The organism is Thermobacillus xylanilyticus (assembly GCF_907165215.1).
Taxonomy (GTDB): Bacteria; Bacillota; Bacilli; order Paenibacillales; family Paenibacillaceae; genus Thermobacillus; species Thermobacillus xylanilyticus.
Genome location: NZ_CAJRAY010000001.1, coordinates 20,861 through 42,655, shown reverse-complemented (window position 1 = coordinate 42,655; position 21,795 = coordinate 20,861). Strand labels below are relative to the sequence as shown.

Annotated in this window: 16 protein-coding genes; 8 read left to right on the top strand and 8 right to left on the bottom strand. The window is 60.5% G+C overall.

What is annotated here, in order from left to right; genetic code table 11:
* Positions 1-59: 59 nt before the first annotated feature.
* The 3 genes from KJQ12_RS00150 to KJQ12_RS00140 form a co-directional block, all read right to left on the bottom strand.
* The gene (locus KJQ12_RS00150; RefSeq protein ID WP_213482986.1) at positions 60-938 is read right to left on the bottom strand and encodes a putative RNA methyltransferase; all 879 of its coding nucleotides are present in this window, start codon (positions 936-938) and stop codon (positions 60-62) included.
* Positions 939-1,428: 490 nt separating this feature from the next.
* Complete coding sequence (locus KJQ12_RS00145; RefSeq protein ID WP_213482985.1) at positions 1,429-1,911, bottom strand: DUF3800 domain-containing protein; 483 nt, start codon at positions 1,909-1,911, stop codon at positions 1,429-1,431.
* A 94-nt stretch (positions 1,912-2,005) separates the two neighbouring features.
* The gene (locus tag KJQ12_RS00140; RefSeq protein ID WP_213482984.1) at positions 2,006-2,881 is read right to left on the bottom strand and encodes a LysR family transcriptional regulator; all 876 of its coding nucleotides are present in this window, start codon (positions 2,879-2,881) and stop codon (positions 2,006-2,008) included.
* 114 nt (positions 2,882-2,995) lie between these two features.
* Between KJQ12_RS00140 and KJQ12_RS00135 the strand changes: the two genes are divergently transcribed.
* A complete protein-coding gene (locus tag KJQ12_RS00135) occupies positions 2,996-3,667 on the top strand; it encodes a type 1 glutamine amidotransferase domain-containing protein (protein WP_213482983.1) in 672 nt (223 codons plus the stop codon).
* Between the two features lie 73 nt (positions 3,668-3,740).
* Here the strand turns inward: KJQ12_RS00135 and KJQ12_RS00130 are convergent, their stop codons facing one another.
* The 5 genes from KJQ12_RS00130 to KJQ12_RS00110 form a co-directional block, all read right to left on the bottom strand.
* Complete coding sequence (locus KJQ12_RS00130) at positions 3,741-4,658, bottom strand: aldo/keto reductase (RefSeq protein WP_213482982.1); 918 nt, start codon at positions 4,656-4,658, stop codon at positions 3,741-3,743.
* Between the two features lie 139 nt (positions 4,659-4,797).
* Positions 4,798-5,910 carry an LLM class flavin-dependent oxidoreductase gene (locus tag KJQ12_RS00125; RefSeq protein ID WP_213482981.1) on the bottom strand — a complete coding sequence of 371 codons (1,113 nt, stop codon included), beginning with the start codon at positions 5,908-5,910 and terminating at the stop codon, positions 4,798-4,800.
* Between the two features lie 102 nt (positions 5,911-6,012).
* The gene (locus KJQ12_RS00120; protein WP_015253050.1) at positions 6,013-7,305 is read right to left on the bottom strand and encodes an ABC transporter substrate-binding protein; all 1,293 of its coding nucleotides are present in this window, start codon (positions 7,303-7,305) and stop codon (positions 6,013-6,015) included.
* 83 nt (positions 7,306-7,388) lie between these two features.
* Complete coding sequence (locus KJQ12_RS00115; RefSeq protein ID WP_213482980.1) at positions 7,389-9,029, bottom strand: response regulator; 1,641 nt, start codon at positions 9,027-9,029, stop codon at positions 7,389-7,391.
* The gene (locus KJQ12_RS00110; RefSeq protein WP_213482979.1) at positions 8,995-10,848 is read right to left on the bottom strand and encodes a sensor histidine kinase; all 1,854 of its coding nucleotides are present in this window, start codon (positions 10,846-10,848) and stop codon (positions 8,995-8,997) included. The genes KJQ12_RS00115 and KJQ12_RS00110 overlap by 35 nt, the downstream gene beginning before the upstream one ends.
* 142 nt (positions 10,849-10,990) lie before the next feature.
* On the opposite strand from KJQ12_RS00110, the gene KJQ12_RS00105 reads away from it, so the two are divergent.
* The 7 genes from KJQ12_RS00105 (at position 10,991) to KJQ12_RS00075 (ending at position 21,646) form a co-directional block, all read left to right on the top strand.
* Positions 10,991-11,875: a carbohydrate ABC transporter permease gene (locus KJQ12_RS00105; RefSeq protein WP_213482978.1), complete on the top strand. Its 885-nt coding sequence runs from the start codon at positions 10,991-10,993 to the stop codon at positions 11,873-11,875.
* Positions 11,875-12,705, top strand: a complete 831-nt coding sequence (locus KJQ12_RS00100; RefSeq protein WP_015253046.1) for a carbohydrate ABC transporter permease — start codon at positions 11,875-11,877, stop codon at positions 12,703-12,705. Before KJQ12_RS00105 ends, KJQ12_RS00100 begins: the two co-directional genes overlap by 1 nt.
* 286 nt (positions 12,706-12,991) lie before the next feature.
* Complete coding sequence (locus KJQ12_RS00095) at positions 12,992-15,535, top strand: LamG-like jellyroll fold domain-containing protein (protein WP_213482977.1); 2,544 nt, start codon at positions 12,992-12,994, stop codon at positions 15,533-15,535.
* Between the two features lie 217 nt (positions 15,536-15,752).
* Complete coding sequence (locus tag KJQ12_RS00090) at positions 15,753-17,621, top strand: assimilatory sulfite reductase (NADPH) flavoprotein subunit (RefSeq protein ID WP_213482976.1); 1,869 nt, start codon at positions 15,753-15,755, stop codon at positions 17,619-17,621.
* A 43-nt stretch (positions 17,622-17,664) separates the two neighbouring features.
* Positions 17,665-19,386 carry an assimilatory sulfite reductase (NADPH) hemoprotein subunit gene (gene cysI, locus KJQ12_RS00085; RefSeq protein WP_213482975.1) on the top strand — a complete coding sequence of 574 codons (1,722 nt, stop codon included), beginning with the start codon at positions 17,665-17,667 and terminating at the stop codon, positions 19,384-19,386.
* Positions 19,387-19,565: 179 nt separating this feature from the next.
* Positions 19,566-19,985, top strand: a complete 420-nt coding sequence (locus KJQ12_RS00080) for a MarR family winged helix-turn-helix transcriptional regulator (RefSeq protein ID WP_015253042.1) — start codon at positions 19,566-19,568, stop codon at positions 19,983-19,985.
* 47 nt (positions 19,986-20,032) lie between these two features.
* Complete coding sequence (locus KJQ12_RS00075; protein ID WP_015253041.1) at positions 20,033-21,646, top strand: MDR family MFS transporter; 1,614 nt, start codon at positions 20,033-20,035, stop codon at positions 21,644-21,646.
* Positions 21,647-21,795: the final 149 nt, after the last annotated feature.

Below are 21,795 nucleotides of genomic sequence, written 5' to 3'. Positions count from 1 at the left end.
GGCATCACTGCGCGAGGAGGGGGCATGTGCTATGCACGGTTCAGCCGGAGCCGCGCAGTTCAATCGGCTTTGCGGCCGATGAGCACGGCCAGATCGATCGTCACCTCGAGCTGGTCCAGCTCGGCAATGCGCTGCAGGGCCTCTTCGCCGGCCTGCCAGCTCAGCGGCGTCATCGCGGCGAGGTGCGGCAGCAGCGGCCGGTCCAGCCGGACGCGGCAGCGGAGCCGGTCCTCGTCGACCCGTGCGAACCGTTCCCGGAAATGCGCCTTCGCCCGGCTGCCGGCGGTGACCGGCCGATCCGCATCCGGCTGCAGCAGCCGCCTGAGTTCGATAAGGTAATCGGGTTCGGGGATTACCTTCAATACGATGCCGCCGGGCGCCAGCAGCCGGCTGAACTCCTCATAGTTGGCAGGAGAGAGGATGTTGAGGACGGCGTCGAAACAGCCGGCGCCCAGCGGACTGCGGGCCAGATCCCCGACGCACCAGAGCAGCTCCGGATACGATCGCGCAGCCATTTCCACGCCTTCCTTCGCGAGGTCGATGCCCACACCCCGAATAGCATGCCCCGTTTCCGCCGCGATCTTGCCGCGGATGCGGGCCAGATGCGAGCCTTCCCCGGAGCCCGCGTCGAGCAGGAGGATAGGGGACTTGCCGCCGCAAGATTGCAGGATCTTCGCCGCCGCAAGTTCATGGAGCGGATCGTACAGTCCGCCGAGCAGCACCGCCCTGCGGGATTGGAACAGCCGCTTGTCATATTTCGCGCGCGCCGGGCGCGTCAGCAGATTGATGTATCCGTGCTTCGACAGGTCGAACGTGTGGCGGGCCGGGCAGACGATGCTCCGGCGGTCCAGCCGGACGGTCTGTCCGCAGACCGGGCAGCGGAGCAGCGCGGCAACGGCCGCCTCCGGGCCGTTCTGTGCGGAATGGTAAGCGGTCATGATTGGAAGCCTCCCGGTCCCATCATAGCATGCCAAGTGTATATGGCAGTAACAAATAATAAAGGCCACAATTTGGTGGCCAACAATGTAATTTCTTTTTGACATTTTGTCAATATCTGAATACAATGAAATTGGAACTGAACCCAAGCCAGACTTGGTAGTAGGCTCCACCCGGCCCTTACGGGCCTTTTATTTTTGCCTATTCAAACGTAAACTATACCATTTGGATCTGTTCGCGAAGCAACTTTGCATAAGATACTATTATATCTTCTGAAATAATTTTGCGCCTTTTTGGAACGTATATAGGAATTTGGTTGATGCATTTGGTACAAAAAGCAGGAATTTACATCTACTAATTGGTGTATAAAGGAATTTGCAGAATCTTTAAAGTAAGGATCTTCTATGATTCGGATAGTTTGTAGCATTCTATACCCTGGGGCGCCCAAATTGGGCACAGGGTTATATCTTCTCATTTTTCTAACCAGACCCGTTAATTTTTTGTTGTCAGTTTGATCTGGTATGATAATAGCCTTATCTCTGTCTCTACCATGGCCATTTGGAAAGTTACCATATTGTATTGTATTGTATTGTCGATTCTTTGAATTAAGCGACTCCATGCTTTTTCAAAAACATCATATGTGGATGGTTTCCCAAGTTTTCTGACAACTACATTGACTAAGCGGATGTAACCTAAATTCTCCTGAAAATCAATTGCTTTTTTACAAATTTGAAGTCTTTCGTGTTTTGGGATTCGTGCCAACTTGCCAGGCTTCGAAAAGAAGTGTGCAGCGTGTATCTCTTCTCTTAATTTAAGACCATAGAAACTCCGCATATCTGAACGGAATTGTAATACATCATCCAACAAGTTTTCCCATTGTGACTCATGTACTACCAATGCACTCAGTACAAAAAATTGTGTAGGTGAATTTGTGAGTCCGATATCCCCACTCTCATCTACGTAAACCAGGTACATTAGCGACGTCTCCTGTTAAATAATGTATTTACTGATCTGATTATATCAATTTCGACAATTTTCACAACCTTCGCGATTGCTGCTAGATATTTCCTCAGCGGGCGGCAGCCGCGGCGAGCGCGTCGGCGAAGGCCGAGAGCCGCTCATCGCCGCTGTCCGCCGACCGCCGGACGAGCCACAGCTCGTTCACGGCCGGTGTATCCGGCTCATGCAGCACGTGGAGGCGTCCCGCCTTGAGCTCATCGCGGATCAGGTAATCCGGCAGCACGCTGACGCCGAACCCGCGCAGCACCATCGTCTTGATGACCCGCAAGTCGGGGACGACGCAGTCCGGCAGAATCGCGCAGCGGACGCCGAATGCCTGCATCCAGTAGCGGCGGATCATCGGCAGGTCGGAGCCGTAGCTGATCCAACGCTCCTTCTCAAGCGCGGCCCGGATCGCTTCTCTGCCCGCGCCGCGCGGCACGTCGAGCGGCCGGGCGCCGACCGGCAGGAACGTCTCGACGGCGAGCCGGGAGAAGACAAGCCCGGTCGTCGCCACATGCTGCGTGGCCACGAGCAGGTCGAGCTCGCCGTCCTGCAGAAGGCGCAGCAGCGGGCGCGTCTCGCCGAACGTGATAATCAGCCGGTACGGCGAGTCCGGCAGCGCGGGGATGATCCGCTCGTGCATGAACTCGGACGGTCCGCCGAGACGGAGGACGGGCGCCCGTCCCGGCAGCTTGAAGGCGTCGTCCACCCGTTCCAGGCGGTCGACGGCCGGCGCGATCTGCGCGTAGAGCTGCTTCGCGCGCTCGGTCGGCACCATGCGGCGGGGCGTCCGGCGGAACAGCGGCTCCCCGATCTCGGCCTCGAGCGCGGCGAGATGCTGGCTGAGCGCCGGCTGGGTCATGTACCGGGACGCCGCGGCGGCGGAGACGGAGCCGTGGCGGTAGATTGCGACGAAGGAACGGAACCATTCGAAGTCGGCCATAAAAATTTTAATACCACCATGCATTTTTCTTTATTTGGATTATAGCAGCCGATGGCATACACTGAAAGCGTGGCAGCCGGCTGCATGCATATTCCATGGTGGAAAGAGGGATGGATGGTGGCCCAACGACATATGCTCATGGTGGTGACGAGCCACGGCGAAATGCCGACGGGCGAACGGACGGGGATCTGGCTGTCCGAGTTCGCCGAGCCGTATGAAGTGTTCCGCGCGTCCGGGTTCAAGATTACGGTTGCAAGCATCAAAGGCGGCAAAGCGCCGATCGATCCGCGCAGCCTGACGGCGGAGGCGGAAGCCAAATGGGCGGAGGCGATCCGGGTGCTCGACGATACGGTGCCGATTGACGCGGTGAGCGCGGACGGGTTCGACGCCCTTTTCCTGCCGGGGGGACACGGGACGATGTTCGACCTGCCGGGCAGCGTGAAGCTGCAGTCGCTCATCCGGACGCTCATCGAATCGGATCGTCCGGTCGGCGCGGTCTGCCACGGTCCGGCCGGACTCGTCGACGTGAGGCTGTCCGACGGCACGCATCTGGTGAAAGGCCGGCGGGTGACGGCGTTCACGAACGAGGAAGAGCGCGCCGTGAAGCTCGATCAGGCGATGCCGTTCCTGCTCGAGGACCGGCTGCGGCAGGCGGGCGCGGAGTTCATCCCCGCGGAGAAATGGGCCGATCACGTCGAAGTCGACGGGAAGCTGGTGACGGGCCAGAATCCGCAGTCCGGCGAGTCGGCGGCGCGCAAGCTGGCGGAATTGGTTGCATCGGCATAAGAGCAGGAATGAGGCCCGACAAGAAAAAAGAAAGGCCGGCAAGGACCTGACATCCTTGGCGGCCGTTTCGCATTTACGGCAGAATGTTGCCGGCGGCACGGTAGATCTCGTACCACTCTTCGCGGGACAGATGCACTTCGCTCGCCTTGCAGCAGTCGCGCAGGCGGTCGATGTTCATCGTGCCGGTCACGGGCTGCATCTTCGCCGGATGGCGGAGCAGCCACGCGATCGCGATCGTCGTGTTCGAGACGCCGTGATTCGCCGCGATCTCGTCGATCTTCTTGTTCAGCTCCGGGAACTTCGGGTTGTCGAGGAAGACGCCCTCGAAGAACCCGTACTGGAACGGCGACCACGGCTGAATCGTGATATCGTGCAGGCGGCAGTAGTCGAGCACGCTGCCGTCGCGGTCGATCGCGGAGTCGTTTTCCATGTTGACGTTGATGCCGTTCGAGATCATCGTCGCGTTCGTGATGCTGAGCTGCAGCTGGTTCGCGACGATCGGCTGGCGCACATAGCGCTTCAAGAGCTCGATCTGCATCGGCTTCTGGTTCGAGACGCCGAACCAGCGCACTTTGCCGGAGCTGTGCAGCTGATCGAACGCCTCCGCCACTTCCTCCGGCTCGACGAGCGCGTCCGGACGGTGGAGCAGCAGCACGTCCAGGTAGTCCGTCCGCAGCCGCTTCAAGATGCCGTCGACGGACGACAGGATATGTTCCTTCGAGAAGTCGAACATCCCCTTGCGGATGCCGACCTTCGACTGCAGGATCATGGACGAGCGGATTTCGGCGTTCATGCCGATGGCGTCCGCGAAAATCGCCTCGCAGGCGCCGCCTCCGTAGATGTCCGCATGGTCGAAGAAATTCGCGCCTTCTTCGAGCGCCGTGCGGATGAATTTCTCCGCTTCCGGCTTGCTCAGCCGGTTGATGCGCATGCAGCCGACGGCGACGACGGGCACTTGAAGCGTGCTGGTGCCGAGTTGAATGGTACGCATGATGGATGGATAGCCTCCTTGTGATCGGCGATAAGGTGTTGAATCGAACGCGCCGCAGGGCGGGCTGCGACGCTGTGAATGCGTGTTCACGATGATTGTGGCATATCAAGGGCGCGCAATCAAGCCAAAGATTGGCTCGTCACTCCGCATCCCCCGCGCGTCCCGTCCCGCGCGCCAGCTCCTTCCGCACGATCGGCGCCACGCGTGTGCCGAGCAGCTCGATCGCGCGCAGCACGTCCTTGTGCGGCATCGTGCCGACGTTGACGTGGAGGAAGAACCGGGTGACGCCGAGGTTCCGGTGAAGCAGGACGATTTTCTCCGCGACATATTCGGGGTCGCCGACGTAGAGCGCGCCCCGCAGGCTGCGCGCCGCGTCGTAGGTCTCGCGGGTGTACGGCGGCCATCCCCGTTCCCGGCCGATCTGGTTCATCTGCGCCTGCGTCGGCAGATAGAATTTCTCGGCCGCTTCCTCGGTCGTGTCCGCGACGAAGCCGTGCGAATGCGTCGCGATCTGCAGCTTCGACACATCGTGGCCGGCCTGCACGGCCGCGCGCTTGTACAGCTCGACGAGCGGCGCGAACCGCTCCGGCATGCCGCCGATGATCGCGAAGCAGACGGGCAGGCCGAGCATGCCGGCCCGGACGGCCGATTCCGGATTGCCTCCGGTCGCGATCCAGACGGGCAGCGGGTTCTGCACGGCGCGCGGATAGACGCCGCGGCCGTCGATCGCGGGCCGGTGTCCGCCGCGCCACGTCACGATCTCGTTCCGGCACACTTCAAGCAAGAGTTCCAGCTTCTCGTTGAACAGCTCGTCGTAGTCTTCCAGCTTGCAGCCGAAGAGCGGGAACGATTCGATGAACGAGCCGCGGCCCGCCATGATTTCCGCCCGGCCGTTCGAAATGCCGTCCAGCGTGGCAAATTGCTGATAGACGCGGACCGGGTCGTCCGAGGACAGGACGGTGACCGCGCTCGTGAGCCGGATCCGCTTCGTCAGCGGCGCGGCGGCCGCCAGCACGACGGCCGGCGCGGAGCAGGCGTAGTCGGGCCGGTGGTGCTCGCCGACGCCATAGACGTCAAGGCCGGCCTGATCGGCAACGACGATTTCTTCCACCGCGCGGCGCAGTCGTTCCGCATGGCTGATCCGCTCGCCCGTCTCCGGGTCGGGCGTCGCTTCGAGGAAGGTGCTGATGCCGATCTCGATGCCGGCGGCAGGTTCGTTATCTTGATTCGGGGTGCTGCTGTGTTCGGACATGTAGTTCGCCTCCTTCGATACCATCAGTGTACGCCAATCGGCAGCGTTCCACAAACAAGAACACCCGGCATCGTTCAAGATGCTGGGTGTTCTGTCTTCCGGTTATCTCGGCGCGCCGAGCTGCGTCCAGGCGTTTTCGATGTCTTTGACGGCCTGTTCGCGCGTCGTGTTGCCCGCGATGTAGGCTTGCATGATCTCGCCGAAGCGCTGATGGAAGCTGTCCAGCGAATAGATAATCGCCAGTTCGCCCGTCTTCTCGGTCTGCATGATTTGCTGCATTTGCTGCGGCATCTGCAGCTGCGGGAACGGGACGTCCTTGATCGGCGGAATGACTTTCGCCACTTCCGAGAACCACGATTTGCCGTAATCCGACGTGTACAGCCAGTTGAAGAACTCCAGCACTTCGTCGACCACCGGGGAATCCTTGTTGATCCGAAGCGCCTGGTCGGCGCCGGTAATGATCATGGCATCCTCCGGATTCTCGCTGACCGGATAGCCGGCCACGCCGATGTTCAGGTTCGGATCGATCTTCAGAATCTGCTCTTCCGTCCAGGCGCCTTGACCGGTCATGATGGCCGCCTTGCCCGTCGCGAAGTCGCTGATTTGCGCGGACAGGTCACGTTCCAGCGGCTTCGGCATGCCATGCTCAACGGTCAGGTCGATGAAGTCGAAGAAGGCCATCAATTCCGGATGATCCGCGAACGTCGTCTTGCCGGCGATGAAGTCCTGAACGAGCGCTTTCGTGTTGCCCGGAGCCGCCGCATTGATGAAGTGCTGGAAGATATGCTTCTGCACCCACCACTCTTTGTAACCGTTGGCGAAAGGCGTTACGCCGATCGCTTCCAGCTTCGCGATGGCATCCTTCAGTTCCGTCATCGTTTTCGGGAACGATTCGATGCCCGCCTTCTCAAACAGGTCTTTGTTGTAGATGATGGCGAACAGGTTGTCCTTCACCGGCAGGCCGAGCACCTTGCCGTCGCTGGACGTCATGTTCGCTCTCACCGCGTCGTTCATTGCTTGCGCAAGTGGTTCGTTGGTCAGGTCGGCGCTATACTCCGCGTACTGATCGATTTCCCCGCCGGCCGTCGATGCGAACACGTCGGACAGGTTGCCCGACGCGATTTTCGATTTCAGGATGGTCGGGTAGTCGGCCTGCATGATTTCCAGTTCAATCGAGACGTTCGGCTTTACTTTTTTGTACTCTTCAACGAAAGCATTGAAGGCGTCGGTGTATTCCGGCATGTTGATGAACATGCGCATGTTGACGGGCTGTTCGTTCGCTCCGCCGCCTTCTCCCGTGTTCGCGCCCTGTTCCGCGTTATTCTTGGAACCGCATGCCGCGGCCATGCCGGCCAGCAGGACGGCGCACAACACGAGTGCCGTTTTTTTCAACATTTCAACCCCTCCGTCTTTTGGATGTTTGCCTTTTCATTGTAAAGAACGCGGAGAGTCCGAAAGAAGGCGATATCGTAGAGATTTCAGGGTAAAAAAGTGGCGTTCTGTTCCTTGCTGCGGTACTCTGTGGGGGACAGCCCGAAATGATTTTTGAACGCCTTGCTGAAATAATTTTTGTCCTTGAAGCCGACCAGATCGGAGACGTCCTGAATTTTCAGCTCGGGGTCCCTGAGCAGTTCCGCCGCCTTTTCCATGCGCACTTTTTGCACATATTCGTAGATGCCCATGCCGTATGCCTGCTTGAACTGTTTCATCAAGTATTCGCGGCTCAGGTAGTATTTTTCCGTAAACGTATGAATGCGGATCGATTCGTTGTAATGTTGATCGATGTACGCCTTGATGTCGCTTACGTGGAAGCGGGCGGCCGATTTGACCGTTCTCCGCACATAATCGGCGAAGTCCGCCAGCAGATCCTGCATCGCGCTTTCAAATTGCTTGAGCGACGTAAGGTCGTACGGCATGTCCGGATCATGGCCGGCAGAGCGCATGTCGGGCTGCCAACCGTTCGGCACGCCGAGGTCGAGGGCCAGCTCATGCAGCAGCGTCGCGAAATCGTCCAGCAGCCGGTCGGCGGCGGCCAGGCTCAGGCGGCCGGCCTTGCGGATCTCCGCGACATAATCGCTGACGACGGCGGCGGCATAGGCCGCATTTCCTTCTTCCAGGCCGTGCCGGATGAGCGGCATCCTTCCGATGAGCGGCGGCGGCGACCCTTGTTCCGCGGCGGAAGCTGCCCATATCGGCCGATGGGCCGTCTCCGCCAGGTTGGCGGACCATGCCAAATCCCGGGCGGCGAGGTAGGAATCGCGTATTTGGGTATGGGATTGGACCGGGCGGCCGACCCCGCCGGAGGCGACGAGATGGAGCCATTTCTCCAGCCGGTCGAGCCCCTCCTTCAGCAATCCTTCGATATCGGGACGAAGGCCGTGAGGGCGGGCAGGGTCCAACGTCAGCACGAGAATGAACTCCCGTGCCGATTTCGGATTGGCGAAGCTGAAGCAGTTCACCCCGTCCAGCTCCAACTCGTTCAGCAGGTTGGCGACGGCAAATCGGAACAGTTCCGTATCCCCTTTGAATTTTTCCCGCCGCACCTGCGTCATGTTCAGCAGGCAGAAGACGGCCACCTGATACTCCGCGGGTTTGTCGGCACCGATAACGGACAGGTGGGTCGGCGTGACGCCGCCCGCGTCTTCCACCAGGCGAAGGAAAACCGTCTCCTTCAGTTTCGGCAGCGAAAGGTTGAGGGCTATGCCCTGATCAATCCGCTCGCCGGCTTCCCGTTTCCGCCGCCCGATCAGCGCCGCGGCTTTCGCCAGCGCCTCGTTCAGATCGTGCCGGTTGATCGGTTTCAGCAAATAATCGATGGCCCCCGAAAGGATGGCCGTGCGTGCGTATTCGAAATCGTCGTAACCGCTGATGACGATGCATACGCATTCGGGATGTTCCGCGGACACCCGGCGCAGAAACTCGACGCCGTCCATTTCCGGCATCTTCATGTCCACCAGCAGCAGGTCCGGCCGCCGGGCGGCCACAAGCCGAAGCCCCTCCCGGCCGTTCTCCGCTTCGTCGATCTCCGCAATGCCGTATTTCTCCCAATTGCCCAGAAGTTTGATCGCTTCCCGGGACGGTTGTTCATCCTCGATGATCAGCGCCCGAATCATTGCCATCATTTCCTCCCCGAGGGATCAAAATGCGGACTTCCGTCCCCAATTCATCGGAATCAATCATGAGCCGCGCCGCATCGCCGTAAAGCAGCTTCAGGCGGGCGGCCAGGTTGGAGAGACCGATGGAAGCATTCCCCTGCTGCTCCCGGTCGTCCCAATCGCGCGCCAGCCGCTCCCGCAGCAGCTCCAGTTGTTCTCCGTCCATGCCCGGACCGCTGTCGTGCACGGCGATGACCGTGCCCAGCTTGTCCGGCCAGGCTCGGATCCGGATCAAGACCGGGACGGACGTCTTCTCCACGCCGTGTTTGACGGCATTCTCCACCAGCGTCTGGACGGACAGTTTTGGAATCTCCACGTCGGGCAACCGGTCGTCCAGCTCGAAGCGGACTTGCAGCCTGCCGCCGAATCGGGCCTTCTGGATGGCCAGATAGCGTTCAATGTGTTGGATTTCTTCTCTGAGCAGCACCCGGTCTCGCCGGCTGATGCTGTAGCGCAGCGTCCCGGCCAGGGCGTCCACCATGTCGGCCACTTCCGGCACGCCTTTCTTCAGCGCGTTGGTGGAGATCGTCTGCAGCGCATTGTACATGAAATGCGGATTGAGCTCCGCCTCCAGCGCCTTGAGCACGGCGTTCTTCTCCGCGAGCTGCATGCGGTACCGCTCATTGATCAGCTCTTCAATCTGCCGGACCATCCGGTTGAACTGGCGGGACAGCAGGGCAATTTCATCCTGTCCCCGGACCTCGACCATCACGTTGAAATTGCCGCGGCTGAACGCTTCCATCTTGCGGGTGAGCGCCTTGAGCGGGCGGGTGATCGCGTTGGACATCAGCGAGACGGCCAGAAGCGCGAACAGCACAAAGACCGACCCGAGCAATATGCTGACGTTGCGCGTCTTCTGCGCTGAAGCGTAGATCAGCCGGTACGGCGTCCATTTGACGAGTGTCCAACCGGTAGTCTGATCCATATCACCGATCACCATGTAGCGCTCGCCGCCCAGCACCCGGTCCAGGACGCCGTCTTCGTCCGCCCGGATGTCGGCCAGCCATTCCGTCAGAGGCGCCTGTTCGAAGAAAGCCGGGTCGCTCCAATAGAAAGGCCGTCCTTCGGCATCCGCCAATAGCAGTTGTTCCCCTTGAGCGAGGGCGACATCGCGTAAAATCTCATCGCGGCCTCCGGGGGAAAACAAAATCGTGAGCACCGCCATCGGTTCCCGCTCGAGCAGTGTCCGAATGACCCGGTGATAGGCGATGTAGCTGTCCTTCGTCCGGGCGTATCCGACGGACTCATCCAGCAGCAGCGTCTGAATCAGGCGGTTCGTGTCCCGATCCAGAACCATCTCCATCCATTTCTGTCTCGCGATCCGCCCCTCTTCATCCGACACAATGCGCACCGTCCGTCCCGGCTCGCCTTTGCTGATGGCGTAGTATTGGTTATGGGACGGCAGGTAAAAAAACAGGCTCTCGATGTCATTTCGGGAATGAAACATGCTGCGCACGTAATTCTCCAGAAAGATCTGGGCCGTGTAATCGCAGGTCCCGCACTCGGCCGCCTGGATCAGTGCGTCGTACTGCAGCCCGGGCGTCGACATCTGGTCGATTTCCGCGAAGTAGCGGACGATGTTTTTGTTGACCAGCATCAGGTTGCTCTTGCTGCCGGCAACGAAGGATTCTACCGACTGCCGTTCAATCATTTTGTAGGAAATGAAGGTAAGCAGCAGTACGATCAGCATCGCCAGGCCGGCGAACAGCAAGATCAGTTTGCGGACAAGCCGTTCCGACGGTTTGCCGGCAAGCCGGCGGATGCGGTTCATCCAGTCGGGCATGGGAATCCCCTCCGGGAGCAGTTGCAGTACACGTTATTCCCCTTATTTGATTACAGAAATGCATTCTTTTGCGGCTTACGGCCCGCCTATAATGTGTATTATCCGTCAGTTTGCACGCAACGACAAGAAAGCAGGTGAAATCATGTTCAGCATGGGCCGCAAATCGCGCTCCGGATGGGAGTTCTCGCTGTTCGTCATCCCCGCTGTGATCGGCGTGCTGTTCGCCTTCTATATCCCGTTCGTCATGAGCATGGCGTATTCCCTTACCGAGTGGAACGGCATCAACAGCAATCCCGACTTCATCGGATTCGACAACTTCCGGGCGCTGCTTCAAGACCGGAACTTTTTGAACGCGTCCCTGTTCACGCTCAAATATTCGATTCTGTACATCATCCTCGTCAACGTGCTGGCGGTGTTGATCGCCCTCGCGCTGGACCGGCCGCTGAAGACGCGGACGGCGCTCAGGGCCGCTTTTTTTGTCCCGTACATTCTCAGTCTGGTCATTGTCGGTTTCATTTGGCGGTTCATTTTCATGCAGGGATTCGAATCGCTCTATGAACAGACCGGCTGGGGCATTTTCCAATGGAGCTGGCTGGGCGAAAATACGCTGGCGTTCATCTCCGTGCTTCTGGTGTCCATCTGGCAGTCCGTCGGGTTCTATATCGTCATTTACATCGCCGGTCTGCAATCGGTGCCCGCCGACGTCATGGAAGCGGCCGTTGTGGACGGGGCGGGGCTGGTTCGCCGCTTCTTCAGCGTAACGCTGCCGCTGCTTGCGCCGTCGGTGACCATCGCCGTGTTCATGGCGCTCACCAACTCGATCAAAATTTTCGATGTCATCCTGTCCCTTACCGCCGGCGGTCCGGGTGGGTCCACGGTCAGCGTGTCGTATGACATCTACCGGGATACGTTCCAGAACAACATGTACGGGTACGGCACCGCGAAGGCGCTCGTGCTGTTCTTCGCCGTCATGATCATCACCGTCGTTCAGCTGGCCTACTTCAAACGGAGAGAGGTGGAGAGCTGATGAAGCGCGGAAAAATCGGACTTGCGCTGCTCGAATTGTTCATGATCGTTTCCGCCCTCGTGTTCCTGTATCCGATGTTTCTCGTGCTGATCAACTCGTTTAAGACCTTCGGCGAAGTGATGCGGAACGTGGTGGCGCTGCCGGAGAAGCTGACCCTGGAAAATTACATCTATGTGTGGAAGTTCATCGATTACCCGCAGTTGTTTCTCAACAACGTCATCATCACGGTAGTCGGGGTGGCCGGCATCATTGCCCTTTCATCCCTCGCCGCTTACAAGTTGTCCCGCACCGGAAGCAGGCTGAGCAACATCTTGTATCTGGTTTGCATTCTGCCGATGCTCGTCCCGTTCCAGAGCATCATGATCACCGTGCTCAAGCTGGCGAAGGACATGGGGCTGTCTGACAGCACCTGGGGGCTCGGCGTCATTTACTGGGGATTCGGCGTGCCGCTGGCGGTGTTTATCTATCACGGATTCGTCAAGGGCATCCCGCGGGAGTTGGACGAAAGCGCCATGATCGACGGCGCCTCTTCCTTCCGGACGTTCGGCACCATCATTCTGCCGCTTCTGAAACCGGTGACCACCACCGTCATTATCATCGACGTCATGTGGATATGGAACGACTTCCTGCTGCCGCTGCTCATGGTCAACAGCTCGCAATCGACGAAGACGCTGACCTTGGCGGCGTACACCTTCGTCGGACAGTACAATACCGATTGGCAGTATGCGATGACGGCCATGGTGATGGCGGTGCTGCCGTCCATCATCGTGTTCATGCTGCTGCAGAAACATATCGTGAAAGGCGTCGTGGCGGGCGCGGTCAAAGGTTGAATCGTCCGCTTGCAATCGGCAGTCTGCTTCGGGGATTAGCGGCCCGGGGCAGACTGCTTGTCTTTTTTGGGGCAAAGCCGTGCCGCAAGTCCCGAAAGCGATGGGTCTGCCGGCCCCGCGCAGTGTCGAATCGTTCTCATAAATAAGAAATAATTATTAAAAATCTTAAATGAAATTGAATGTTCCGAATTATTGATGTATGTTTGATTCACATGAGAACGATTTCATCATTTTGCGCATCATTGAAACACATCCAGATCCAACACCACATTGGAGGGATGCTTTCATGCGTCGACGTCGTCCGCTGTTCATGATGCTGGTGTGCCTTCTCTTGACAGCGCTTGCCGCGCCGGTACATGCCGCGGGAGCGAATGCCGATCGCGGCGGCAAGCCGGGGCAGCCGACCCGCGATCCGCAGCCGCCGGCATTTACGGAAGTGTCGGTGCACGACCCGTCCATCGTCCGGCACGGCGGCACGTATTATGTGTTCGGCTCGCACATCGAAGCCGCGAAATCGACCGATCTGATGAACTGGACGCGGTTCACGAACGGCTACACGACGCCGGGCAACACGCTGTACGGCGATCTGTCCGCGAACCTGGCCGGCTCCTTCGCCTGGGCGGGCGAGAACGACGCCGACAGTCTCGGCGGCTTCGCCGTCTGGGCGCCCGACGTCTTCTGGAACGAACATTTCGTGAACGAAGACGGTACGAAGGGGGCGTGGCTGATCTATTACAGCGCGTCGTCGACCTACATCCGCTCGGCGATCGGCTTCGCCGCATCGAAGCATATTGAAGGCCCCTACACCTACGTCGATACGATCGTCTATTCCGGCTTCACCCGCGACGAGGCGTACGACGCGAACAGCAGGGTGAACAAGAAGTGGACGAACACGAACCTGTCCGCGCTCGTCGAGAGGGGCGTCCTGGACGGGCCGAATCCGAACTGGTTCAACGCGAACGGTTCGTACAACAACACCCTGTATCCGAACGCCATCGACGCGAACGTGTTCTATGACAAGGACGGCCGGCTCTGGATGACATACGGCTCGTGGTCGGGCGGCATTTTCATTCTGGAACTGGACAAGCAGACCGGACGGCCGATCTATCCGGGCGAGGACGGCACGACGCCCGACGGCCGGATGATCGACCGCTACTTCGGCACGAAGATCGCCGGCGGCTACACGAAATCGGGTGAAGGCCCGTACATCGTCTACGACCGGGAGACGGATTATTATTATCTGTACATGTCCTACGGCTGGCTCGGCTCGGACGGCGGCTACAACATCCGGGTGTTCCGTTCGAGACGGCCGGACGGGCCGTATGTGGACACGATGGGGCAAAATGCCGTGCTGCCCGGCAACGTCGACCATACCCCCTACGGCATCAAGCTGATGGGCAACTTCCTGTTCGAGCGTCGCATCGGCGAACCCGGCGAAGGAATCGGCTACGGCTACGTCTCGCCCGGTCACAACTCCGTCTATTACGATAAGGAGACGGGCAAAAGGTTCCTCGTGTTCCATGCGCGCTTCCCCGGCAAGGGCGAAATCCATGAGGTCCGGGTTCATCAGCTCTTCCTGAACAAGAAGGGCTGGCCGGTCGCTGCGCCGTACCGTTATGCCGGCGAGAAGCTCGAGAAGGTGAACCGGCAGGATCTGATCGGAGAATATCGGTTCATCAAACACGGCAAGGCGTATTCGGAAGCCATCGAGCGGTCGGGCTACATCCGGCTGAACCCGAACAACACGATCAGCGGCGACGTCCAGGGCAGTTGGAAAAAGACGGGACACTTCGACGCGGAACTGACGATCGACGGCAAGACCTATTACGGCGTGTTCGTCAAGCAGTGGGATCCGGTTTCGGAAGCCTGGGTGATGACATTCACCGCCATCTCGGATGAAGGCGTGGCGATCTGGGGAAGCAAGCTGGAGGACCGCACCGAAGCGCAGATCGTGCAGGACATCGCGGCTGATCTTGCGCTCGGCGATACGAGCGGCGTCACCGGCAACCTGAATCTGCCGACGGAAGGAACACGCCGCGCGCGGATCGCCTGGACGACCTCCGATCCGGGCGTCGTAACGGAGACCGGCGTCGTGACGCGGCCGCCGGCGGGGGCAGAACCGGTTTCGGCCGTGCTGACCGCGACGATCACGTACGGCCCGGAGCGCGCGGTGAAGACGTTCCCGATCACGGTGCTGCCGCGCCGGCCGGCGACGCTGGCCGCGCACTACGCGTTCGAGGGCAATCTGGACGATGCTACGGAATCGTTCGCCTCCGGCACGCCAATCGGCGACCGGATCGACAGCGTCGGCGGGACGATCGGCTATGCCGAAGGGAAGATCGGCCGCGCCGCCGTGTTCGACGGTGCATCGGGCGTCCGGCTGCCGAACGGGCTGATTCAGGGCGACGCGTACTCCGTGTCGGTCTGGCTGAAGCCCGAGCAACTCACGATGTACACGACGACGTTCTTCGGCGCGCGAAATCCCGACAACTGGGTCAGCCTCGTGCCGCGCGGCCCGGCCGGCGGGCAGACGATGGTCTGGTCCGGCAGCGCGTGGTATGACGGCGCCGCGGGCCTCACAATCCCGACCGGCGAATGGTCGCATCTCGCGTTCACGGTGGACGGCGGGGAACTCGTCGTCTACGTGAACGGCGAAGAGCGGTTCAGGGGCGCGAACTTCCCGCACGTGTTCACCGTGCCGGACGCGGTCTTTGCGCTCGGCGTGAACTGGTGGGACCCGCCGTACCAGGGGTTGATGGATGAGCTGCGCATCTATGAAGGCGCGCTGCAGCCGTACGAAGTTGCCGCCCTCGCGGGCGCGGGCGGGTGATCAGCCGCGTAAAGCGCACACAACGGCATGTTGCAAGCACAAGCCGGCGGAAGGCCAAACGGTCCTCCGCCGGCTTCTCTCATTTATATTGAAAACTAATAAATTCGATAAGATCCTTTTCATTGAATCCTGTTCCACCCTGTGCTACTCTAAATAAATAATGCATACCTCTTTACTTGGAATAGAAACCGGAAAGCAACACAGCGAGGTGGAAACGTTGGTTCTTCACGAGACGAACAGCCCGTTCCGTCAGGATCAGGCGGAGCTGCTGAACAAGCTGCTGCCGACGCTGACGGACGGACAGCGCATCTGGCTGAGCGGCTATCTGGCCGCCTCCGTCGGCGCCGCCGCGGCGGTGTCCGCGCCTGCCGCGCCGCAGGCGGCGGCAGCGCTGGCCGAAGCGCAGTCCGCCGCGCCCGCGGCGCCCGCGCTGCCGAAGGAAGCGACCGTGCTCTACGGTTCGCAGACCGGCAACAGCAAGAAGCTGGCGAACCGGCTGGCCGAACGCCTGAAAGGCCAGGGATACGAGGTAACGGTCAGCGCGATGAACGATTTCAAGCCGAACACGCTGAAGAAAGTGGTCCGGCTGTTCATTGTCGTCAGCACGCACGGTGAAGGCGACCCGCCGGACAACGCGCTCGGCTTCTACGAGTTCCTGCACAGCAAGCGGGCGCCGCAGCTCGACGGCATGCCGTTCGCCGTGCTGGCGCTCGGCGACACGTCTTACGAGAAGTTCTGCCAGACCGGCAAGGACTTCGACAAGCGGCTCGAGGAGCTCGGCGGCAGACGGATCGCGCCGCGGGTTGACTGCGATGTCGACTTCGAAGATGCGGCGAACGGGTGGATGGACAGCGTGCTCGCCGCGCTGGCCGGCGAGGAGGCCGCAGCGTCGGCCGGACCGGCTCCGGCGGGAGCGGGTCCGGCCGCGGCAGCCGTCTCCGCGGCGGCGCCTGCAGCGATCGAATATTCCCGCTCGAATCCGTTCCGCGCCGCGGTGCTCGAGAACCTGAACCTGAACGGCCGCGGCTCCGCGCGCGAGACGCGCCACCTCGAGCTCTCGCTCGAAGGTTCGGGGCTGACCTATGAGCCGGGCGACGCCCTCGGCATCTATCCGGAGAATCATCCGCAGCTCGTCGAAGAGCTGATCGAGGCGGCGGGCTGGCGGTCGGACGAGCTTGTGCCGGCCGGCAAGGATGGAGAGCTACCGCTCCGCGAGGCGCTCTCCCGCCATTACGAGATTACGCAGCTGACGAAACCGCTGCTTCAGCAGGCGGCGGAGCTGACCGGCAGCTCGAAGCTGAAGGAGCTGACGGCGCCGGGACAGGAGCAGGCGCTGCGCGAATATATCGCGGGACGCGATCTCGTCGACCTGATCCGCGGCTTCGATCTGAAGGGCGTGCCGGCGAAGACGTTCGTGCCGCTTCTCCGCAAGATTCCGCCGCGGCTCTACTCGATCGCGAGCAGCCCGAAGGCTTACCCGGACGAAGTGCATCTGACGATCCGCAAAGTCGTCTACGAAGCGCACGGCCGCACGCGGTACGGCGTCTGCTCGACGTACGTTGCCGAGCGGGCCGAACCGGGCACGGAAATTCCGGTCTTCATCCAGCAGAACGAGAACTTCCGGCTGCCGTCCGACCCCGATACGCCGATCATCATGATCGGACCGGGCACGGGCGTTGCGCCGTTCCGGGCCTTCCTCGGCGAACGGGAGGAGACCGGCGCGTCCGGCAAGACGTGGCTGTTCTACGGCGATCAGCATTTCCTCACGGACTTCCTCTACCAGGTCGAGTGGCAGCGCTGGCTGAAGGAAGGCGTGCTGACGCGCATGGACGTCGCGTTCTCCCGCGATCAGGAGCAGAAGATCTACGTGCAGCACCGGATGCTCGAGCAGGCGAAGGAACTGTACGCATGGCTCGAGGAAGGCGCGGTCGTCTACGTCTGCGGCGACGAGTCGCGGATGGCGCATGACGTCCACGCGGCGCTGGAGACGATCATCCGCAGGGAAGGCGGTCTGAGCGAGGATGCGGCCGCCGAGTATCTGAAGCGGATGCAGCAGGAACGGCGCTATCAGCGCGACGTTTACTGACAGCCTGCTTGAAACGAAACTAGCGAAAGCGAGGCAACGTGACATGTTCGGAAACAACCTGCTGAATCCGAACAGCAAGCCCCACAGCGACGTCGAGGATATCAAGAAGCGGAGCAACTACCTGCGGGGCACGCTGGCGGAGACGTTCGAAGACCGAATTACCGGTTCGATTCCCGAAGATGACAACCGGCTGCTCAAGTTCCACGGCAGCTACATGCAGGACGACCGCGACCTCCGGAACGAACGGGCGAAGCAGAAGCTGGAGCCGGCCTACCAGTTCATGGTGCGGGTGCGGGCGGCCGGCGGCATCGTGACGCCGCAGCAGTGGCTGGTGATGGATGAGCTCGCGCGGAAATACGGCAACGGCACGATCCGGCTGACGACGCGGCAGTCGTTCCAGCTCCACGGCGTCATCAAGTGGAACATGAAGAAGCTGATCCGGGAAGTGAACGACGCGCTGCTCTCGACGCTTGCCGCCTGCGGCGACGTGAACCGGAACGTCATGTGCAACCCGAACCCGTACCAGTCGGAAGTGCACGCGGAAGTCTACGAGTGGGCGAAGAAAATCAGCAGCCACCTCGACCCGCGCACGCGGGCGTACCACGAAATCTGGCTCGGCGAGGAGAAGATGTACGACAGCCGGGACGGCGCGGAGGAGGAACCGATCTACGGCCCGGTCTACCTGCCGCGCAAATTCAAGATCGGCATCGCCATCCCGCCGTCCAATGACGTCGACGTGTTCTCGCAGGATCTCGGGTTTATCGCGATCCACGAGGACGGCAAGCTGCTCGGCTTCAACGTCGTGGTCGGCGGCGGCATGGGCATGACCCACGGCGACCCGGCCACCTATCCGCAGGTTGGCAAGGTGATCGGGTTCACGGTGCCGGAGCGGGTCGTCGACGTGGCGGAAAAAGTCGTCACCATCCAGCGCGACTACGGCGACCGGTCGGTGCGGAAGCACGCGCGCTTCAAATACACGATCGACGACCGCGGGCTCGACTGGCTGATCGGCGAGCTGCACAAGCGCCTCGGCTGGGAGCTGGAACCGGCGCGGCCGTATCATTTCGAGCACAACGGCGACCGCTACGGCTGGGTGAAGGGCGTGGGCGGCAGATGGCATTTCACGCTGTTCATCCAGAACGGCCGGGTCAAGGATGATGACGACTACAAACTGATGACCGCGCTGCGGGAGATCGCGAAGGTCCATACGGGCGACTTCCGGCTGACGCCGAACCAGAACCTGATCATCGGCAGCGTCACGAGCCAGAAGAAGAAGAAAATCGAGGAGATCATCGCGGCGTACGGCATCACGGACGGGAAAAATTACTCCGCGCTGCGCCGGAACTCGATGGCCTGCGTCGCGCTGCCGACGTGCGGCCTCGCGATGGCGGAGTCGGAGCGCTATCTCCCGACGCTGCTGGACAAGATCGAGCCGATCCTGGAGGAAGCGGGCCTGAAGGATGAGGACATCGTCATCCGCATGACCGGCTGCCCCAACGGCTGCGCCCGCCCGGCGCTGGCCGAGCTGGCATTCATCGGCAAGGCGGTCGGCAAGTACAACATGTACCTGGGCGGCGGCTTCGCCGGACAACGGCTCAACAAGCTGTACCGGGAAAATATCGGCGAGGAAGAAATTCTGCGCGAACTGCGCCCGATTCTGTTCCATTACGCGAAGGAGCGGCGGGAAGGCGAGCGTTTCGGCGACTTCTGCATCCGCGCGGGCTATGTGAAAGAAGTCAAAGACGGACGCGATTTTCATCATTGATCGGATCATACGGTCAATCCGGAGATGTTCATTCCGGGCTGGCCGTTTTCTTTTTTCGCCTGTTCACGCCGCAGATCTTTTTTGGGGCAGACTATGAGCGGGTTGACATCGCGGATGGGCCGATCTATATTGTTAAAGTGTATAAATTTTAAATAGATGAACTAAAACGGGGTGTCACCATGGAGTCGGATGTCCGCAGGATCGCCGCGTCGCTGGTGAGACTGCAGAAGCAGCTCAATACAGCCCTGGCGCAGCATCCGGAGATGCCGGTTACGCTGCCGCAGCTCATGCTGCTGAACATGACGTTGCATCACGGGTCGATCAGGCTGACGGCGCTGGCCGAGAAAATCGAGGTGAAACCGAGCGCCGTGACCGTGATGGTCGACCGGCTCGAGAAGCGCGGGCTCGCGCAGCGGGTTCAGGATCCCGACGATCGCCGCGCCGTGCGGGTCGAGCTGACGGAGGAGGGCCGGGAAGTGCTGCGCAAGGCGAGCGACCTGCGGAGCGAGCTGCTCAGCCGCTTTGCGGATCGTCTGAATGAGGGAGAAGTTCGGCAGCTTGCGGATCTGCTCGAACGGCTGGCAGCAGCGGATACGTGATCCGATCCCGGACGCTGGCGGCACCTTGGGAGTGAGGAGAGAACAACATGGAAGAACTGTCACACAAGCGCAAGATGGCCATCATGGCCGCCATTCTGGCGGCGATGTTCTTTGCCGCCATCAACCAGACGATCGTCAGTACGGCGATGCCGCGCATCATCGCCATACTGCAAGGGATGGAACATTATACCTGGGTTATTACGATTTTCATGCTGACCTCGACCATTGCGACGATCCTGGTCGGGAAACTGTCCGACATCTACGGGCGCAAGCCGTTTCTGCTCGGCGGCATCCTGATCTTTCTGGTCGGGGCATTCTTGTGCGGGCTGTCGCAAAATATTTTTCAACTGATCGCCTACCGCGGCATTCAGGGCATCGGCGCCGGCATCATCATGTCGACGGCCTTCACCGCCGTCGGGGATCTGTTCGCGCCGCGCGAGCGCGGCAAATGGAGCGGCATCATGATGTCCGCTTTCGGTTTCTCCAGCGTGATCGGCCCGACGCTGGGCGGATGGCTCGTCGACCACATGGACTGGCACTGGCTGTTCTGGATTTTCCTGCCGCTCGGAATTGTCGCGTTCGTCCTGATTCTGGCGCTGTTCCCGAAGACGGCGCGGCGCGAGTCCGAGACGATCGACTATCTCGGATCGCTGTTCCTCAGCCTGACGATCATCGCCATCCTGCTCGGGTTCTCCTGGGCCGGAACGCGCTATGACTGGGGTTCGCGGGAAATCATCGGACTGTTCGCGGCGGCGATTGTCTTCGGGATTATTTTCCTGCTGGTGGAAAGAAAGGCGAAAAGCCCCGTGCTGCCGCTTTCGCTGTTCCGCAACGACATCGTCACGCTCTCGAACATCATCGGCTTCCTGATGAACGCCGGCATGATGGGGGCGCTCATCTACATTTCGTTCTTCGTGCAAGGCGTCGAAGGCATCGCGCCGACATACGCCGGCTATGTGACGATGCCGATGTCGATTACGATGGTGGTCATGAGCACCGTCATCGGCCGGATGATCACGAAATCCGGCAAGTACAAGCGATATGCCCTGCTCGGTATGCCGATCATGGTGGCGGGCATGCTGATCATGGCGTTTATGGACAGTGTCTGGCTTGCCGTGGCCGCGATGATCACGTTCGGCATCGGACTCGGCGTCGGCATGCCCGTCTTCTCCCTGACGGTGCAGAACGCGGTCAGCCCGGCCGATCTCGGCGTCGCGACCGCTTCCTCGCAGCTCTTCCGCAACCTCGGCGGCACGATCGGGATCGCCGTGCTCGGGACGGTCATGTCGACGAGCCTCAGCTCGAACCTGAAGGAGAAAATGGCGCAGAGCGGAGCCGCAGCGGCGCAGCTTGACGAGGAGACAAGGTCGCATTTGTCCGCGCTGATGGATCCGAACATGCTTCTGGATCAGCCGAAGCTGAAGGAAGTCATCGCGTCGTTCCCGGCGAATGTGCAGCCGATCGCCGAACAGGTTGTTAACGCGCTGAAGGATGCGCTGTCTTCGTCGCTGACAGTCGTCTTCCTGTGGGGCACGGCGATCGTCGCCGTGGCCGGCGTGCTGACGGTTTTCCTGCGGGAAATTCCGCTTCGCACGTCGAACAGGCTGCCGCAGGAAGGCGCGGACAAGGAGCGTTCCGCGGAGCTTCACCCGGCCCGTTGACGGACGGGCGGCTATGGCCGGCAGGGGATCGGCAGGTCCCCCGCCGGTTCTTTTTTATGGAAAGAAAGCGGATACAATTTTCGCAAAATCGACCTTATACTTTGCCCCTCATCAATGATACAATGGCGCTGTGGCAATACTTGGACCAT

What these genes read in the sequence shown, in the direction of transcription:
- KJQ12_RS00150 (WP_213482986.1), bottom strand. Translation starts at nt 938, where the DNA reads ATGACCGCTTACCATTCCGCACAGAACGGCCCGGAGGCGGCCGTTGCC.
- KJQ12_RS00145 (WP_213482985.1), bottom strand. Translation starts at nt 1,911, where the DNA reads ATGTACCTGGTTTACGTAGATGAGAGTGGGGATATCGGACTCACAAAT.
- KJQ12_RS00140 (WP_213482984.1), bottom strand. Translation starts at nt 2,881, where the DNA reads ATGGCCGACTTCGAATGGTTCCGTTCCTTCGTCGCAATCTACCGCCAC.
- KJQ12_RS00135 (WP_213482983.1), top strand. Translation starts at nt 2,996, where the DNA reads ATGGTGGCCCAACGACATATGCTCATGGTGGTGACGAGCCACGGCGAA.
- KJQ12_RS00130 (WP_213482982.1), bottom strand. Translation starts at nt 4,658, where the DNA reads ATGCGTACCATTCAACTCGGCACCAGCACGCTTCAAGTGCCCGTCGTC.
- KJQ12_RS00125 (WP_213482981.1), bottom strand. Translation starts at nt 5,910, where the DNA reads ATGTCCGAACACAGCAGCACCCCGAATCAAGATAACGAACCTGCCGCC.
- KJQ12_RS00120 (WP_015253050.1), bottom strand. Translation starts at nt 7,305, where the DNA reads ATGTTGAAAAAAACGGCACTCGTGTTGTGCGCCGTCCTGCTGGCCGGC.
- KJQ12_RS00115 (WP_213482980.1), bottom strand. Translation starts at nt 9,029, where the DNA reads ATGGCAATGATTCGGGCGCTGATCATCGAGGATGAACAACCGTCCCGG.
- KJQ12_RS00110 (WP_213482979.1), bottom strand. Translation starts at nt 10,848, where the DNA reads ATGCCCGACTGGATGAACCGCATCCGCCGGCTTGCCGGCAAACCGTCG.
- KJQ12_RS00105 (WP_213482978.1), top strand. Translation starts at nt 10,991, where the DNA reads ATGTTCAGCATGGGCCGCAAATCGCGCTCCGGATGGGAGTTCTCGCTG.
- KJQ12_RS00100 (WP_015253046.1), top strand. Translation starts at nt 11,875, where the DNA reads ATGAAGCGCGGAAAAATCGGACTTGCGCTGCTCGAATTGTTCATGATC.
- KJQ12_RS00095 (WP_213482977.1), top strand. Translation starts at nt 12,992, where the DNA reads ATGCGTCGACGTCGTCCGCTGTTCATGATGCTGGTGTGCCTTCTCTTG.
- cysI (WP_213482975.1), top strand. Translation starts at nt 17,665, where the DNA reads ATGTTCGGAAACAACCTGCTGAATCCGAACAGCAAGCCCCACAGCGAC.
- KJQ12_RS00080 (WP_015253042.1), top strand. Translation starts at nt 19,566, where the DNA reads ATGGAGTCGGATGTCCGCAGGATCGCCGCGTCGCTGGTGAGACTGCAG.
- KJQ12_RS00075 (WP_015253041.1), top strand. Translation starts at nt 20,033, where the DNA reads ATGGAAGAACTGTCACACAAGCGCAAGATGGCCATCATGGCCGCCATT.